At 60.3% G+C, this 15,521-nt stretch carries 15 protein-coding genes and 1 riboswitch; of the genes, 6 read left to right on the top strand and 9 right to left on the bottom strand.

Annotation, left to right across the window (positions count from 1 at the left end):
- Window positions 1–279: hypothetical protein (locus VFW93_RS16135; RefSeq protein WP_329694981.1), on the top strand; the 279-nt coding region annotated here is incomplete at its 5' end.
- A 108-nt stretch (window positions 280–387) separates the two neighbouring features.
- Here VFW93_RS16135 and VFW93_RS16130 read toward each other — a convergent pair.
- On the bottom strand, window positions 388–1,005 hold the full coding sequence (locus VFW93_RS16130; RefSeq protein WP_329694980.1) for a nucleotidyltransferase family protein: 618 nt from the start codon (window positions 1,003–1,005) through the stop codon (window positions 388–390).
- 110 nt (window positions 1,006–1,115) lie between these two features.
- Between VFW93_RS16130 and pdxH the strand changes: the two genes are divergently transcribed.
- Window positions 1,116–1,790, top strand: coding sequence for a pyridoxamine 5'-phosphate oxidase (pdxH, locus tag VFW93_RS16125; RefSeq protein WP_329694979.1), 675 nt, complete (start codon window positions 1,116–1,118; stop codon window positions 1,788–1,790).
- Window positions 1,791–1,803: 13 nt separating this feature from the next.
- Here pdxH and msrA read toward each other — a convergent pair whose 3' ends face one another.
- On the bottom strand, window positions 1,804–2,373 hold the full coding sequence (gene msrA / locus VFW93_RS16120; RefSeq protein ID WP_329694978.1) for a peptide-methionine (S)-S-oxide reductase MsrA: 570 nt from the start codon (window positions 2,371–2,373) through the stop codon (window positions 1,804–1,806).
- Between the two features lie 80 nt (window positions 2,374–2,453).
- Between msrA and VFW93_RS16115 the strand changes: the two genes are divergently transcribed.
- Complete coding sequence (locus tag VFW93_RS16115; RefSeq protein WP_329694977.1) at window positions 2,454–3,305, top strand: YdcF family protein; 852 nt, start codon at window positions 2,454–2,456, stop codon at window positions 3,303–3,305.
- Between the two features lie 200 nt (window positions 3,306–3,505).
- Here VFW93_RS16115 and VFW93_RS16110 read toward each other — a convergent pair whose 3' ends face one another.
- A complete protein-coding gene (locus tag VFW93_RS16110; RefSeq protein WP_329694984.1) occupies window positions 3,506–5,098 on the bottom strand; it encodes a UbiD family decarboxylase in 1,593 nt (530 codons plus the stop codon).
- Between the two features lie 319 nt (window positions 5,099–5,417).
- Between VFW93_RS16110 and VFW93_RS16105 the strand changes: the two genes are divergently transcribed.
- From VFW93_RS16105 to nrdR, 3 genes are all read left to right on the top strand, one after another.
- The gene (locus VFW93_RS16105; protein WP_329694976.1) at window positions 5,418–6,458 is read left to right on the top strand and encodes a lytic transglycosylase domain-containing protein; all 1,041 of its coding nucleotides are present in this window, start codon (window positions 5,418–5,420) and stop codon (window positions 6,456–6,458) included.
- A gap of 12 nt (window positions 6,459–6,470) precedes the next feature.
- A riboswitch (ZMP/ZTP riboswitch) is annotated at window positions 6,471–6,625 on the top strand.
- Between the two features lie 61 nt (window positions 6,626–6,686).
- Window positions 6,687–7,937 carry a serine hydroxymethyltransferase gene (glyA, locus tag VFW93_RS16100; RefSeq protein ID WP_329694975.1) on the top strand — a complete coding sequence of 417 codons (1,251 nt, stop codon included), beginning with the start codon at window positions 6,687–6,689 and terminating at the stop codon, window positions 7,935–7,937.
- 96 nt (window positions 7,938–8,033) lie between these two features.
- The gene (gene nrdR, locus VFW93_RS16095; protein WP_329694974.1) at window positions 8,034–8,513 is read left to right on the top strand and encodes a transcriptional regulator NrdR; all 480 of its coding nucleotides are present in this window, start codon (window positions 8,034–8,036) and stop codon (window positions 8,511–8,513) included.
- 7 nt (window positions 8,514–8,520) lie between these two features.
- Here the strand turns inward: nrdR and VFW93_RS16090 are convergent, their stop codons facing one another.
- The 6 genes from VFW93_RS16090 to VFW93_RS16065 form a co-directional block, all read right to left on the bottom strand.
- Window positions 8,521–8,970 (bottom strand): type IV pilin protein, encoded by a 450-nt coding sequence (locus VFW93_RS16090; RefSeq protein ID WP_329694973.1) that lies wholly within the window; start codon window positions 8,968–8,970, stop codon window positions 8,521–8,523.
- Window positions 8,971–8,995: 25 nt separating this feature from the next.
- On the bottom strand, window positions 8,996–12,751 hold the full coding sequence (locus VFW93_RS16085) for a pilus assembly protein (protein WP_329694972.1): 3,756 nt from the start codon (window positions 12,749–12,751) through the stop codon (window positions 8,996–8,998).
- 29 nt (window positions 12,752–12,780) lie between these two features.
- Window positions 12,781–13,188: a hypothetical protein gene (locus VFW93_RS16080; RefSeq protein WP_329694971.1), complete on the bottom strand. Its 408-nt coding sequence runs from the start codon at window positions 13,186–13,188 to the stop codon at window positions 12,781–12,783.
- A 131-nt stretch (window positions 13,189–13,319) separates the two neighbouring features.
- Window positions 13,320–14,189, bottom strand: coding sequence for a PilW family protein (locus VFW93_RS16075; protein WP_329694970.1), 870 nt, complete (start codon window positions 14,187–14,189; stop codon window positions 13,320–13,322).
- 35 nt (window positions 14,190–14,224) lie between these two features.
- Window positions 14,225–14,794, bottom strand: coding sequence for a type IV pilus modification protein PilV (gene pilV / locus VFW93_RS16070; protein WP_329694969.1), 570 nt, complete (start codon window positions 14,792–14,794; stop codon window positions 14,225–14,227).
- Window positions 14,795–14,796: 2 nt separating this feature from the next.
- The gene (locus VFW93_RS16065; protein ID WP_329694968.1) at window positions 14,797–15,375 is read right to left on the bottom strand and encodes a GspH/FimT family pseudopilin; all 579 of its coding nucleotides are present in this window, start codon (window positions 15,373–15,375) and stop codon (window positions 14,797–14,799) included.
- Window positions 15,376–15,521 lie beyond the last annotated feature (146 nt).

Genomic DNA, 15,521 nt, shown 5'->3' with positions numbered 1-15,521 from the left:
CCTGATGGCGGCACCGTGCAGAAGCAAGCTCCTCTGTACAACTTCAACGTGGCCACCCCCCTGGCTCTGAAGTACAAGTTCCCTCTGACCGTGACTGGTCATGAAGTGCTGGACCAACTGAAGTTGACCGACGGCATCAAGACCGTGTTCAACGGCGTGCTGCAACTGCCTGAGTTTGCTGCTGAAGCTCTGAACTTCGACTACGGCACACTGGTTCAGGACATCTCCACCACGCTGCGCAAGACCAAGATCTCGACGACGCCTTACGTCGCCAAGTAATCTTGCACTCAGGTGCATCTGGCAGGCTGCGCTTGCCGGGTGCACCGGATGGTGAATGAAAAACGCCCGTCGAGGGCGTTTTTTTTGATTGCAGCAGTTTCGCGCGCTTCAGGTGTGCTGAGGAAGGGCAATCGTGCCAGCGTCCGTGTGGGGCTGGATCATGTCTTCGATGGTGGCAGAGCCATGCATGATGACCCCGGGGTCGTCGACGTCGATGCCTTCGGCGGGATATCGGCTGGTGAGTCGATGCAGATCGCGGTCGGCATCCAGATGAACCAGTTCAGAGAACAGTTCCTTGCCGAAGCCCATGGGATGCCCGCGCCTGGCACGGTACTGTGCGTAGGCGATGGGGTAAGTCTGGACGGCGCTGGATACCAGTTTGATCGTGTCCACGCTCAGCATGGGCATGTCGCCTGGCAAGACCAGCCAGCCGTCCGCTTGTGAGCTGGCCAGAACCCCCGCAGCGACCGAGCGTGCCAACGAGCTCAGACCGGTGGCGGGCTCCACCGTTGTGTCGACCAGGCAGTTGTGCGGCAGCAGGCCTCTGGCTTGATCCGTGATGGCCTTGGGCGCCACGAGCACCATGGGAAGCTGACTGGCCAGAACGCGGTAAAGCGTGGTTTGCAACAAACCGAAGGCGGCGACGGGATCCCTGGACACCGCAGGCAGGAACGCACCATCTGGCACAGATGGTGGCAGGATGATGACCGTGGCTCTAGTGTTCATGTGGCAGTCTCTTGCAACAAAGTGTGACGACAATTGCTGCGCTGCACCACCGAGGCTTCACTTAGGTGCATACCCGAGCGCGGATTTGATCCCCGTCATTTCAGGTGGCAATGGAACTGGCCGATACTTTGAATATGGACAAGACACCGCACGATCTGGCGCAAATGCGCAAAAGCTATGAACAGGCTGAACTCGATGAGTCGCATGTTCTTCCCCAACCGATTGACCAGTTTCACCACTGGTTTGACGAGGCGGTGAAAGCCAAAGCGCTGGAGCCCAATGCCATGACCCTGGCAACGGTCAGCGCCGATGGGCGGCCGTCTACCCGTGTCTTGCTGCTCAAGGGGGCAGAGGCGACCGGGCTGGTCTGGTTCACCAACTACGCCAGCCGCAAGGGGCAGGATCTGGCTGCCAACCCCATGGCCGCCATGCAGTTTTTCTGGCCGGAGCTGGAGCGCGTGGTCCGTGTCGAGGGGCGCGTCGAGCGCGTGTCCGATGAGGAATCCGACGCCTACTACCGCAGTCGCCCGGCAGGTTCGCGCATCGGCGCCTGGGCTTCTCCGCAAAGTCAGGTGTTGTCGTCGCGCGAGGTGCTGGAGGCTGCCTGGAAAGAGCAGCAGGCCAAGCTGGGTGACGATCCCCCGCGCCCGGCTCATTGGGGCGGCTACCGCCTGGTGCCGGACCACTGGGAGTTCTGGCAGGGCCGCAGCTCCCGCCTGCATGATCGCATCGCGTACGAGCTGCAATCAGACGGCGCCTGGCTGATCCAGCGTCTGGCGCCCTGATGCACTCGGCTCATCAGTCGGGTTTGAGCAGATCAGTGAAGGTCTTGCGAAATTTGTCGACCTTGGGCGAAATCACCACAGCGCAGTAGCCCTGGCCTGGGTGCTGTTCAAAGTAGCGCTGGTGGTAAGCCTCGGCCGGGTGGTAGTTCGTGATGGGCGCCACCTCGGTCACGATCGGATCCTTGAAGACCTTGCTGATGGCCAGGTGTTCAACCATGGCTCGGGCTTGCTGGGCCTGATGGGTATTGTGGGTGTAGATACCTGATCGATATTGGGTGCCCACATCGTGCCCCTGCCGATTGGGCGTGGTCGGATCATGGATGGCGAAGAACACCTCCAGCAGTTGCTGGTAGCTGATGCGCCGCGGGTCGAAGCGTACCTTGACGACCTCGGCATGTCCGGTTTGACCCGAGCAGACCTCCTCGTAGGTCGGGTGCGGATGCTGACCGTTGCTGTAGCCGGATTCGGCATCGATGACGCCTTGCAACTGGTTGAAAACAGTCTCGATGCACCAGAAGCAACCGCCCGCGAAGGTGGCTTCTTCCGTTGTGAGACTGTCAGATTCTGCGGTGGGACCGGTCATGACGTGCATTCCATTGCTTAGACTCCTTCCACTGTATCCAAATGGCCAGCATGCTGCTGAAGCCAGGGATGGGGAGTTGCATGATGACTGATTGGGGCCTATTCAAGCCTGTCTTGACCACCTTGGCCTTGCCGCCAGTGCCGTTTCTGTTGCTCATCCTGATCGGTGCGCGCCTGATCCTGCCGCGAAGAGGCCTGGGCTATCTGGTTCTGATGGCGGGCGTGGTCGGTATATGGATGTCGACCTGTCAGGGGACGGCCGTCTGGTTGCAGGACCGGTTCATCAGTCCGCCCCCGGCGCTGAGGGGCGAGTCCCTCGCTCGCCTGGAACAACTGGGGCGCAAGAGCGTTCGGCCCATGTCAGGCGCTGCAGCGCCGGCGGCCATCGTGGTGCTGGGGGGCGGCCGAGAAGCCGTCTCTCAAGAGTACGGAACATCCGACCTGTCCAAGTTCTCTGCGGAACGCCTGCGCTACGGAATCTGGCTGGTTCGTCGCACGGGCTTGCCTTTGGGTTTTTCCGGCGGTGTAGGTTGGGCTCAGCTCAGTGAAAAGGGGGCGTCGGAGGCCGATATCGCTGCCAATGTGGCCTTGAAGACGTACGGGGTGCCGATCCGTTGGGTGGAGGGCGAGTCAGCCGACACACGGGGCAATGCCGCGTTGACCATCGCGATGCTCAGTGAGCAGCGAGTTCCCGAGATTGTGCTGGTGACGGATGCCTTCCACATGCCTCGGGCCTTGCGGGATTTCGAGCAAGCGGCCAGGCGGCAGGCTGACCTGCGACCTGGCTCGCTCGTGATCAAGGTGACACCCGCGCCCATGGGCTTCTGGCAGCATGAGGACAGGGCCCTGTTTGACTGGATGCCCTCCATTTCAGGCAGCATCGGCGTGCGCCTGGCGCTCAAGGAGTGCCTCGCCGCCTTGCTGAAAGCCTGACTGCACAAATAGAAACCCCCGGACGAAGCCGGGGGTTGGAGCGGCACGCGGGCCGTCCGAGGAAAGGGCAAAGAGTAGGTTTGCCACTTCCCAAGACGCAGTGACTGCGTCCCTTTAGGTTGCCTGCCTAGCAGACGTGGTCAGAGTAGTTCAAGCGGTGGCCGAGTGCAAGTCCATTCGTCGGATGAGGTTGATGCCACTCAAGCCTTTTGACCAAGAATGCGCGAAACGATGTCGTCCACGCGCGCGTTGACGGCGTCCGGCATGGTGATCGTGCGACCCCATTCGCGACTGGTTTCGCCTGGCCATTTGTTGGTGGCGTCGAGTCCCATCTTGCCGCCCAGGCCACTGACGGGTGAGGCGAAGTCCAGGTAGTCGATCGGGGTGTTTTCCACCAGGGTCGTATCCCGCACCGGATCCATCCGTGTGGTGATGGCCCAGATGACTTCCTGCCAGTCACGGATGTTCACGTCGTCATCGCAGATCACGATGAACTTGGTGTACATGAACTGACGCAGGAAGCTCCACACGCCGAACATCAGGCGCTTGGCGTGACCTGGATAGGCCTTCTTCATGCTGATGATGGCCATGCGGTAGCTGCATCCTTCGGGGGGCAGGTAGAAGTCCACGATCTCCGGGAACTGCTTTTGAAGGATGGGCACGAACACTTCATTGAGGGCCACGCCAAGGACGGCCGGTTCATCTGGTGGCTTGCCGGTATAAGTAGAGTGGTAGACCGGATCCTTGCGGTTGGTCATCCGCTTTACTTCGAAGACGGGGAACCAGTCCTGCTCGTTGTAATAGCCGGTATGGTCGCCAAAGGGCCCTTCCAGCGCGTGCAGGTAGCCTCCGCGCTCCATCAAGGGCACACCATGTTCGCTCACACCCTTGTAGCCCGAAGGCGCGGTGGGAATGTGACCTTCGAGCACGAACTCGGCGCTCGATGGCACCTGCAACCACTGATCTCCTTCGCCCACATCTGTATTGACCACTTCGGTACGGCTGCCACGCAGCAGGCCGGCGAACTGGTATTCACTCAATGAGTCGGGCACGGGGGTGACGGCACCGAGGATGGTGGCCGGGTCAGCGCCCAGGGCCACGGCGATGGGGAAGGGCTTGCCGGGGTTGGCCAGTGCGAACTCCCGGAAATCCAGCGCGCCGCCGCGATGGGCCAGCCAGCGCATGATCAACTGGCGCTTGCCGATCAACTGCTGTCTATAGATACCCAGGTTCTGCCGGCGGCGCGGGTTGGGCACGTTCTGTGGGCCGCGTGTGACCACAAGCCCCCAAGTCAACAAAGGGGCCGCGTCGTCAGGCCAGCAATGCTGAATGGGCAACTCGGTCAGGTCTACCTCGCTGCCTTCTCTAACTTCGGCCTGGCAAGGCGCACTGCGCGTGGTGGAGGGCTTCATGTCCCACAGCGCCTTGGCCATCTGCAACAGCTTGCCGGCATCTTTCAAACCGCGCGGTGGCTCGGGCTCCTTGAGGCTGGCCAGGACGCGGCCAATATCACGAAGTTCGCTCACGTCATCGGCGCCCATACCCAAAGCCACACGCCGAGGTGTGCCAAAAAGGTTGGCCAGAACCGGTACTTTGTAACGATCTGCGTTATTTTGACCACCTTTTTGAGGGGGTACAGGTTGCTCGAACCACAGGGCCGGACCACCCGCGCGCAGCACGCGATCGCTGAGCGCGGTCATCTCCAGGTACGTAGAGACCGCCTCTGGGACGCGCTGGAGCTCGCCGAGCCGTTCCAGACCGGCCACAAAGTCACGCAAATCACGGTATTTCATCATTTGAAGTTATAAGAGAAGACTTCTATATGCTTGACTGGTTATTACAGGCCTGCCTAGAATCCGCCCCGAACGAACCCGGCTTCAGTTTTTCCGGGTTTCCCCTTGTGTGCCTCTGTTGAGGCACCACGCTGCCAGCCCTGGCGGTTCTTTGGGGTCTGCTGTTGTTTGGCAGGCCTTTGTTGATGGTGAGCGAGCTTGCACCGCTGCCACCATCGTTTCAAGCCGGGGCCATTATCACTGGCGCTGAGGGGTGCTTTCGGCACATGGCTTTGCAGCCTGCCGAGGCGCTCCGAGGCGACGTGAGGAAAGGAGAAGCATGACAGCGTATGAACGTGCTGCAACGAGCCTGGAGTTCGTGGCAGATGGTGCTGATGAAGTTGAGCAGTCCCCCAAGGCCAAGCGCAAGGTGGCCGGTCTGCGTTCGCCTGCCGTTCTGTTCGTGCAGGATGTGGTGGAAGGTGTGCGTTGTGTGAGTCACAACGCCTTGGCCATGGTGGGCCTCACGGCCGTCGTGGCTGTGCTGTTCCTGATGGGCCGTGCCGATGTGCGCTACAGCCTGGAAGGGCAGGCCCTGACCTGGTTGATGGAGCGTGCCCACTTGCGTGATGGCACCGCTGGTGATGAGGCTGATGCCGGTGACGGCGAACTGCTGGCCATGGCCGAACCGGAAGCCATCCAGCGCGCGACGGCGACCAACCCGTCCGAACTGAACCGCCAGCAGTCTGCCGTGGCCTACTGGATCTCTCGTCGCTACAACGTGGCGCCCGAGCCGATCAGCCGTCTGGTTCAGGAGGCCTGGGAGGTGGGCCGCCGTGTCAATCTGGAGCCCACCCTGGTGCTGGCCGTGATGGCCGTCGAGTCCGGCTTCAACCCGTTTGCGCAAAGCCATGTTGGTGCGCAGGGCCTCATGCAGGTCATGACACGTGTCCACAGCGACAAGTACCAGATCTTTGGCGGCCAGAACGCAGCTTTCGATCCCGTGACCAATCTGCGCGTGGGTGTGCAGGTTCTCAAGGAGTGCATCCGCAAGGCAGGCAGCCTCGAAGGCGGCCTGAAGTACTACGTGGGCGCAGCCAACCTGGTAGATGATGGTGGCTATGCCGCGAAGGTCCTGGCCGAGCAGGGCTATCTGCGCCAGGTCGCCAATGGCGTGAAGCTGCCTGTGACCGTGTCTCTGCCTCAAGCAGTGGTTCAGGCTGATGTGCCCGCTGTGGCCCCGGCTGCCGCAGCCAAGGCGGGCTCTGCGGCTGCCAATCCTGCTGCAGGCGTGTCACCCGTGGTGCCTGCTGCCAGCGAAGCGGCACCCGCAGCACACCGTACGGAACAAGTCGCGCTGCTGACGCCGACCGCTCACTGAGATTACAATCCGATCCAGCCGCGCAACTGGCGATACATGGTGGGGTGCTGACCAGTGCCCTTGCCTGAGGTGGTGAACCACCGGGAAGCGCGGCCAGCCCAAGGGGCTGTTCAGTCGTTTGACTGATGATGCCCGGGCTGAGTCAGCCGTTCGCCTGGGCAGCCCTCACACCTGGCCTTTTTGGGGTCAGTGCTGCGGGACTTCAACCTAGAAGAGGACTGCCAAGTCATGTTTGACCGTGCCCAACACACTATTGCCAACGTTGACGCTGAACTGTGGGCTGCCATCCAGGCAGAAAACCAGCGTCAGGAAGATCACATCGAGCTGATCGCTTCCGAGAACTACACCTCGCCCGCAGTGATGCAGGCGCAAGGTTCTCAGCTGACCAACAAGTACGCTGAAGGCTATCCAGGCAAGCGCTACTACGGCGGTTGCGAAAACGTCGACGTGGTCGAGCAACTGGCCATCGACCGCCTCAAGCAACTGTTTGGCGCCGAATACGCCAACGTGCAGCCCAATTCCGGTTCGCAAGCCAACCAGGCCGTGTTCTTCGGTCTGCTGCAACCCGGCGACACCATCATGGGCCTGAGCCTGGCTGAAGGTGGTCACCTGACCCATGGCATGCCTCTGAACATGTCGGGCAAGTGGTTCAAGGTCGTGTCCTATGGCCTCAACGAGCAGGAAGACATCGACTACGACAAGATGGAGGCCCTGGCTCGCGAGCACAAGCCCAAGCTGATCATCGCTGGTGCATCGGCCTTCGCCCTGCGCATCGACTTCGAGCGTTTCGGCAAGATCGCCAAGGAAATCGGTGCCTACTTCATGGTGGACATGGCCCACTATGCCGGTCTGATCGCTGCGGGTGTGTACCCCAACCCCGTGCCTCACGCCGACGTGGTCACCTCGACCACCCACAAGAGCCTGCGTGGCCCTCGTGGCGGCATCATCCTGATGCGCGGTGAAGACATCGCCAAGAAGATCAACAGCGCCATCTTCCCTGGTATCCAGGGGGGCCCGCTGATGCACGTGATCGCCGGCAAGGCCGTGGCTTTCAAGGAAGCCCTGTCGCCCGAGTTCAAGGCCTACCAACAGCAAGTGGTGAAGAACGCCGCCGCGCTGGCTGACACCCTGACCAAGCGCGGTCTGCGCATCGTGTCGGGCCGCACCGAAAGCCACGTGATGCTGGTGGACCTGCGCCCCAAGAACCTGACGGGCAAGGAAGCCGAAGCCATCCTGGGTGCAGCGCACATGACCTGCAACAAGAACGGCATCCCCAATGACCCTCAAAAGCCGATGGTGACCAGCGGTATTCGCCTGGGCTCGCCAGCCTTCACCACGCGCGGCTTCAAGGAAGAGCAAGCAGTGCAAGTGGGCAACCTGATTGCCGACGTGCTGGACAACCCGCACGATGAAGCCACCCTGGCGCGTGTGCGTGAACAGGTGGCGGCACTGACCCGCCAGTTCCCCGTCTATCGCTGATGATGCGTGACTGACAGACAACCCGGCTTTCGGATGTGCATCCGGGCCGGGTTTTTTACTTGTTGTTCTTCGTTTTTTGCAGGGAGTTGAAAGACGATGCGTTGCCCATTTTGCGGTCACCACGATACACAAGTTGTCGAGACCCGGGATTCTGACGAGGGGGATTCGACCCGCCGCCGGCGCAAGTGCAATGGCTGCGACAAGCGTTTCACCACGTATGAGCGCGCCGAAATCGAATTGCCGGCCATCGTCAAGCGCGACGGACGTCGCACCGATTACGACCGTGCCAAGCTCAAGGGCTCGATGATGATCGCCCTGCGCAAGCGGCCCGTGAGCGCCGAGGCACTGGAGAGCGCGCTGGAGGCCATCGAGGCCCGACTGCGCCAGTGCGGAGAGAAGGAAGTCGTCTCGACGCAGCTGGGCGAATGGGTGATGCGCGAGCTGCGCAAGCTCGACAAGGTGGCCTATGTGCGCTTTGCGTCTGTGTACCGCAGCTTTGATGACGTGAGCGAATTCGTCGCGGCGATCAAGGAGACGGGTAACAAGCGCGGCGCGAAGGCCGGCGGCGAGGAGTAAGTAAGGCTTACTTCCAGCAGCGGGCGACGTCGTAGCCGGAGGCTGCGTTGGTGAGACCCTTGACGCCGGTGGATGTCAGGGTGAAGTTGCCGCATCCGTCGTTGGCCATCACGCCTGTGCGTGTGGCGGTGATGGTGTAGCTGAGGTCGTCTGCTGCAACAGCAACGCTGAGTGTGTAGTTCGAGGCGCTTGGGACGCTCGACAGAGACGGATTTCCACCGTCACTGTCCTTGAACGTATTGCGCGCTGCATACCAGCGCTGCATGAACTGCGACGCTTCCTGCAAGGACTTCTGGGCCGTCGCACGGCGACCGCGCGCCACGTGTTCCGTGTAGCTGGGGTAGGCCACGCCGGCCAGGATGCCGATGATGGCAACCACGATCATGAGTTCCACCAAAGTGAAGCCGCGAGCGCCAGCTTGAAATGGCGCGCGCCTGGTAAAGGGACGCTGGCGCATGTTGAATGCAGGTACGGGCATGGTGTCAGGGGTGCGGTGTGGTGATCAGTTGGCGCCAGACGCGTTTCCATGAGCCAGGCAATTGAATGTCAGTGTCGCCGTCCGTATGAAGGTCTTTGACCTTGCCATCGCCGCCTCCACCTCCACCTGTCAGCGTTGTGCCTTGTCCGTCGGCAGCAGTTTTGTATCCAAACGCGATGGTGTCCTTGTTTTTGTCGACCATGCCATCTCCGTCCGTATCAATGATCACGGACGTGTCATAGGTGCCGTCCATCAATGTGGGAAGAACCCAACTGAAACCCAGACCGTTGTTGTCGCAAGTCTTGGCTTGTGCCGTGGTAACAGGGACCGTGGTGTTGAACAGTACAAAGTCCCTCAGTGGGGTACCGGGATAGATCAGACGCTGGCCAGAGGCCTGAGTCAGGTTGATGACCCAGCCCCTTTTTTGCCCATAGTCCACCTTGTTGAATTCCAGTCCGTAAAAAGTCTGCTCGCTATTGGAGGCAACGGGGTCGCGTTTGATGACCTGCTCGACCAGGTCGGACGTGCTCAGCCCGGTGGCCACCCCCGTGCTGTCCGTTGTTTTTTCCCAGACACCATAGAGTGACTGCAGGGTGTGGTCGTCGCTATCGGTCTCGTCATACAACTTGCCAGTACCAAAGGTGATCATGTAGCCACCAAGTGGGTGGGACATCACGCTTGGCGCTGCGGTGATGGGTTGAGGTTGCCCCGATGAGTCAATCGCCGTTGTGAACAGGTGGGTTTTCTTGAATTCCGCTGGCTTTCCCGTGCCGAAGTCGAAGTGCCACAGCCGGCCTTTGAGGTCTCCTGCAAATGCGCCAACAACTTGCTGGTTGCTGTTCCTGACAAGTCTCACGGCCCCCAATCCGTTACCCGAGGTGTCGTCCGTGATGATCTTGCTGACAGCGCGGGTATCGAGATCAATCATCATCAATACGGCTCGGCCCTTGTCGCTGTATGGGCCATTGCCCACAAATACCTTCCAGGACCCATCAGCCATCACACCAACCTGGGCTGCGCCCATCATGTAGCCAAAGTCCTCGTCATTGTCGCCAGACTTTTCCCACATGACCGATGATGTCCCCAGGCTGGTGCCAGGGGAGACATCAAGCGCAAAGATGGCCCTGCCGCCTGCACCCATGGTGCCCACCACAATGTTCTTCCATTGCTTGTCGAGGTAAACGTCACTTTCAGTGAGGGGGCCATCTACCAGGAACTGGTGGGGGTTGCTGGCTGAGCCGTAGTCGCGTTTGGCCAACTTGCCCAACTTGCTCAGTGCGCCGCGCGGAATATAGGCGAATACCTCTTGGCCGCATGATGGCGGGGATGTCGTGCCCGAATCCACACATTGCTCGACGGTGGGGTCAGCGAATGCGTGCAGCATGCCGTCGTTGGCGCCAGCCAGAATGAGGCGTGTTCGAGCTGCCTTTTGCGTGCGGAAATCCGCGTATCCTGGGGCTACTCCCTGGGGCAGCAGGTCGTAGAACAGGTTGACGTTGCCTTGGAGTACCAGCGGCGTCGAGTTCACGAAGTCGCCAAGCTTGCTCTCACGCTGACGGAACAGGTTCAACTTCAGTGCTGTATCTTCCTGGCTGCTGTCGCCACGGATGTAGTTGACCAGATCAGCACCTGAGGCCCCTGTGGGCAGGTTTTGCCTTAGCAGTGCCTGGCTGGTCTCGTCAATGCTGCCGGCACCACTCGTTTGGTTGTTGGCCGGCCAGAAAAAGTTGACGCCAGTCGGATTGTCGCCGTCGGCGCCAGTAATCGTGACGATGTTGCGGTTGGCTGGCGTTGGCAGGTGGGCCGAAGCAACCCACTTGGGTGTATCTGACCATACGCCGTTGGCGTTCAGACTGTATGCCTTCAGGTCGCCAATCCATTGTTCAGTCGTGTACTCAGGCACGTACTTCAAGTTGCCAGCAATGGCGGTTGGCGCGGCGGTTGCCACACCGGCTTGCTTCAGGCCATCGCGCCGAGCCGCACGATTCAAGGCTGTGGTCAGTGCCGAGCTCAACTCGCTAGGCTTCTTGGCACTGAAGTACTGACCTCGCGTGTTGACCGCCGCATGGAGCAGGTCATCGACTTTTTGTACGCCCGAGTCGGCTGCAGACCACCAGCCATTGGCTTTCACGAAGTTCACGAGATTGGTGATGGTGTCGTTGGGCACGGAGCCCGTGATGCCCAGGCCAATCGGCAGTTGAACCAGATGCTGCCAGAAGGCGGGATCCTGGCCGGGTGTGTTGCTGCCGGCAGGGACCTTGTTGTCCAGGCCCTGTGAAAGCAGTCGGCCGCGAGCATCGTATTGGTCGGAGGCAATGTCAGCCTTCCAGTATTTCATGGCAACGTCGGCCAAGGTGTTGGACTTGTTGTCAGCGTACAGGCTGTTGCTGGTATCGCCCGCCTTGTAAGTAAAAGGCTTGTTGTTGGGGCCCGTGATGGCGAGGCCATTGCTGCCATCCACGTTGCCCACATTCGGGTCGCTGTCGTTGTAGTAGCCATCGGTGATCAGCACGTTATAGGCGCGACGGCAAGCCAACATGGAGCCGGTTGTTTCTCCTGCATTGGAGCCTGGATTGGTAGCCCAGGGGCTACCGGAATCCGTGCGCGAGAAATAGTCGCCCACGCCTAGAAGGGCCTTGCGCAAGGGCGTACCGTTGTTCAGCGTTCTGAAGGCCCGGATCCAGTCAGACAACTCGGCTTTCCGCTGCGTGTCGAGCATCCGGACGCCAGACATCACGTGTGTGCTGGAGGCGCCATCAATGTTGTTGCTCGTCTCCTGGTGGATGGTGGCCATGCCTGTGCGGATCTTGTCATCGTCCAGGTTGATGAAGGCTTCGGGGATGGCCGCCTGCGCCATGTGCAGGCGCGTGCGGTAGTAGACGAACCAGTTGGCGAAGTTACGGCGTTCTTCTTCCCGCGTGCACGTGGCACCAGCACAGTCATCTCGATTCGGATATTTGGTGAAGCTGGTGTCCGTATTGATGTCGAACTTTTTATAGCAGGGGCCGTAGTTGGGATCTGCTGGGTCAGTGCAGCCTGTCAGGCTGCTGTCCAGCAGGTAATAGAGGCCTGGGCTGAATGGCTTTGATGTGCCGCCATTGGTGCCTCGATCACAATTGAGCTTGCCTGGATTTTGTTCATCAGCTCGGTACGGCGAACTGGTGCACCAATAGGTCTTTATGTCTGTGGTAGCTGCAGTCAGGTCCGCATACGTATTGGAATCTCCTGCATTGGCATTCGTAGGGTCAAAGAAAGCCATGCTTGGTACAGCTTCTGGAAAGCGTACTTTTTCCTGGGTGGTGGGGTCGATCTTGAGCCAGGGCTTGTAGCGAATCCTGGGGTCGTAGTACATCGCGTTCACATCAGGTGAGCGCATCTGCATCTGGAATACCGGGGCCTTGTCGGATGGGTCGCCCGAAATGGCGCCGCCATCTCCCAGCCAGGGGCCGTTACCCTTGTCAAAACGCGTGTCCTTGGGGTGCAGAATGGGTGACGTGTTGTTGGGGAAGGTGACGGTCCCACCAGCTACGCTGAACTTGCCTTCCGGTATGTACGGAAAGATCATCGACCACGATGTGTCGAGCGTCAGCATCACGTTGGGCGCGGGTTGCAGGCCCTTGCTGATCAGCGGATTTTGAGATGGCGCTGCGGCGTAGACCATCGAGGGCGCAAGCGTGGCATGCAGCAGGGCTGCCATGGCCAGTGTGATGGCGTGGGGGCCGGCCAGTTGAGGCGACAGTGCGCGAGGGGTGCGTTGCATGGGGTTCTCCTGCACTTGTTGTGTTGCTGTCAGCTTCTTACCAAGGTTGATTGAAGCCAGACGACGGCGCCTCGCTGGGTTCTGCCGTTGGCATCAGCCTGAAAGTCGGGGCTGAAGCCGCGTGCGGTAACGATGAACGTGTTGTTGTTCAGTGGGCTGAACTCAGCCATGCACTGTGGTGCCCGATTGGTGCCCGCTGAGACTTGGTCTGCTGACCGGAAGTCGGCTTCATTCAGGTTGAAGGCCGTTTGGCTGGTGCCTTCCCAGTTGCCGAAGGTCTTCCAGGCGGGGGCGGTCGGATTGGCTGCCTGAATCTGGATCGTGCCATTCCTGACGCCAGCTTCACAAAACCTCAGGGCCGTTTCTGCGGACTGCTTGGCCAGGTTTTCCAGTCGCGTGTTGTTGCTGATCAGGTCGGCGTTGGCGGCCTGACGCATGGCCGATGCCGATACCAGCCCGATCACGACAAGCATGACCATGACCACCAACAGCGTCACACCTTGTTGGGTGCGAGGTGCCTTGGCGTGGTTGGGCGGGAATACATGTTGAGGTGATGTCATGGCGGACCTCAGTTCGGGAAGATGCGATTGTTCAAGACCACGGTGGTCGAGAAGGCACGATACAGGCGGCGATCCGTGGTGGGGGTGCTGACGCCGTTGCAGTCAAAGAAGGGGGCGGGGGCGTCCAGGACAGGCTCGCGGCTCTGTATGACCAGGCACAGGCGGACGGATACGACCTGATCCCAGTTGCCACTGTTCATGTCGCCTACCTGATTGGCGCGGAGGTACCTGGTGGCCACGGTGCCTCGCGTTCCCGTCGGGGAGGGCGTGGCCACGCCGTAAAGGATCTGCATCTGGGCGACGTTGTCCACCAGGGGTTGAGGGGGCGCACCACTGTTTCCGCGGCAGCTCAAGGCGTTGTTGGCATTGATGAAGAAGCGGTTCTCAGCGATGCTGTAGCTGCCCAGCGGATTGGTGGTGATGGGCGGCGGCAAGCCGTTGCCCAGGCAGTCCGTTGGTGCGGCTGCGCCGTTGGCAATCGTGTTGTCCTGATCGGCTTCATACAAGACGATCAAGGTGTCGTTGCCGGCGGCCAGGCCGTTGTCACAGCTCACCTGGGCGCTGGCGGGATCTGTGCTGCTCAGGAAGTTGTCATTGGTGTCCGAAGTCACACCAAAGCGGCAACCAAAGACGGGGTGCCCGTTATAGAGCTTGACCATGGTGTTGTTGGCTGGGTCGAGGACCATGCGGCTGTAACCAGCCATGGCAATGTGGTTGCGCATGAGGCTCAGTGCCAGGGTGGCGTCTTCACCCATTTGGGACAGCGCACTGCTGCCTTTGCCGGCAAAGCCCGACGTGGTGTACATGGCCATGCCCGCTCCGATCACGGCCAGCCCGATCACCATGGACACCATCAGCTCTACCAGGGTGAGCCCCATTTGCGCCCTTGGGCGGAAAGATTGCGTCAACGGGCTCATATGGCGATTCGGAAGTAGACGCAGCGAACGGTGCTGGGTTGGTTGTAGTTGGCTGGGCAGTTGTCTGCGGCCTGGTTGGATGTGCTGCTGCTTGGGTCGGTCCACACGATCCAGATGTCGGCATAGATGCGGTCACCAGTGCCATTGACAATGACTCGGGCCGTGCCTTGTGGCAGTTGTCGGAACACCGTGCGTGACCAGACGGCCTTGTCATATGCGGCCATCTGGTTGAACGTACAGGTCGTGACACCATCGGCGCAGTTCGTGCCTGGCTCATCCGGCAGCGTGGGCGCCGCATAAGCGTCGGTGCTCAGATAGTCATAGCCCGTTGCGCCGGACATGTTTTGCAATGCGGGGTGGTTGGCACGCATGCGATCACCCAGATCGTTGGCCAGCAGCGTGGCCAGGGTACGGAACTCGCTGGTCTTGCTGTACTGCACGGCGTTGACCTGCATGGCGGCCATGGCCAGAATGCCCAGCGCCAGCAGGAGGGCGGATACGAGAACCTCGACCAAGGTTGCGCCCGTCTGATTGTTCCAGTGTGGCTGGTTTCGGCTCTTGCTCATGGTTAGCACGCCCCCTTTTTGACTTGCACGCGACCGGCCACACTTACCACCACACAGCGGTTGTTAGCTGGTTCTGTCGCCTCGGTTCCTGTCATGTGGGGGTGAACCTGGAAGCTCCCATTGTTCGCGAGTGCCATGCCGTTCTGGGTAAAAGAAATGACCGCATTGCCACCATTTGACGCGATGTTGCCGGACGAGTTGAAGGCTTGTTGAACCTTCACAATGGTTTCTCCGGCGTTGTAGCTCCGAGCGGGAGCGACATCATCCACCCAGACCAGCCACCCCCGGCTCCAGTCAGCCGCCCCCGCTGCTGCACAAACGGGCAACGTCGCCGTGGGATTGGTGCTGGCACACATGCTGACTCTCACCCCTCGTTTGATGGCTTCCGAACGGGCCAGGCGAACAGAGGCGGCAAATGTGTCTGCCTGGCTGTCCACCGTGCGTTGAATCAGGAAGGTTTGCAGTTGGGGGGCGCCAATGGCAAACAGGATGACCACGATGGCCATCGTCACCAGCAATTCAGTCAAGGTGAAGCCTCGCTGCTGAGCAGCGCTGCCTTCGGAATTTCGGTACTTTTCCATACTTTTGATTATGGTTTGGCGCGCCCGGCCAAACCAGCGCCCTGGCCGACGAGTGGTTGTCTGCGGCCGATGGGCGGTCGGCTTGGGTCAAAATGACACGCCAAACCCCTGTTTCGAGGGGTGGGTCAATGCGGATGTGGCGAACC

Source organism: Aquabacterium sp. (genome assembly GCF_036279675.1).
Classification (GTDB): Bacteria; Pseudomonadota; Gammaproteobacteria; order Burkholderiales; family Burkholderiaceae_C; genus Aquabacterium.
This window is presented reverse-complemented; position numbering and strand designations above follow the sequence as displayed.

Excerpts from the sequence above, each read along its gene's own strand:
- VFW93_RS16130 (WP_329694980.1), bottom strand. The coding sequence starts at position 1,005 with ATGAACACTAGAGCCACGGTCATCATCCTGCCACCATCTGTGCCAGAT.
- pdxH (WP_329694979.1), top strand. The coding sequence starts at position 1,116 with ATGGAACTGGCCGATACTTTGAATATGGACAAGACACCGCACGATCTG.
- msrA (WP_329694978.1), bottom strand. The coding sequence starts at position 2,373 with ATGACCGGTCCCACCGCAGAATCTGACAGTCTCACAACGGAAGAAGCC.
- VFW93_RS16115 (WP_329694977.1), top strand. The coding sequence starts at position 2,454 with ATGATGACTGATTGGGGCCTATTCAAGCCTGTCTTGACCACCTTGGCC.
- VFW93_RS16110 (WP_329694984.1), bottom strand. The coding sequence starts at position 5,098 with ATGAAATACCGTGATTTGCGTGACTTTGTGGCCGGTCTGGAACGGCTC.
- VFW93_RS16105 (WP_329694976.1), top strand. The coding sequence starts at position 5,418 with ATGACAGCGTATGAACGTGCTGCAACGAGCCTGGAGTTCGTGGCAGAT.
- glyA (WP_329694975.1), top strand. The coding sequence starts at position 6,687 with ATGTTTGACCGTGCCCAACACACTATTGCCAACGTTGACGCTGAACTG.
- nrdR (WP_329694974.1), top strand. The coding sequence starts at position 8,034 with ATGCGTTGCCCATTTTGCGGTCACCACGATACACAAGTTGTCGAGACC.
- VFW93_RS16090 (WP_329694973.1), bottom strand. The coding sequence starts at position 8,970 with ATGCGCCAGCGTCCCTTTACCAGGCGCGCGCCATTTCAAGCTGGCGCT.
- VFW93_RS16085 (WP_329694972.1), bottom strand. The coding sequence starts at position 12,751 with ATGCAACGCACCCCTCGCGCACTGTCGCCTCAACTGGCCGGCCCCCAC.
- VFW93_RS16080 (WP_329694971.1), bottom strand. The coding sequence starts at position 13,188 with ATGCGTCAGGCCGCCAACGCCGACCTGATCAGCAACAACACGCGACTG.
- VFW93_RS16075 (WP_329694970.1), bottom strand. The coding sequence starts at position 14,189 with ATGGGGCTCACCCTGGTAGAGCTGATGGTGTCCATGGTGATCGGGCTG.
- pilV (WP_329694969.1), bottom strand. The coding sequence starts at position 14,794 with ATGAGCAAGAGCCGAAACCAGCCACACTGGAACAATCAGACGGGCGCA.
- VFW93_RS16065 (WP_329694968.1), bottom strand. The coding sequence starts at position 15,375 with ATGGAAAAGTACCGAAATTCCGAAGGCAGCGCTGCTCAGCAGCGAGGC.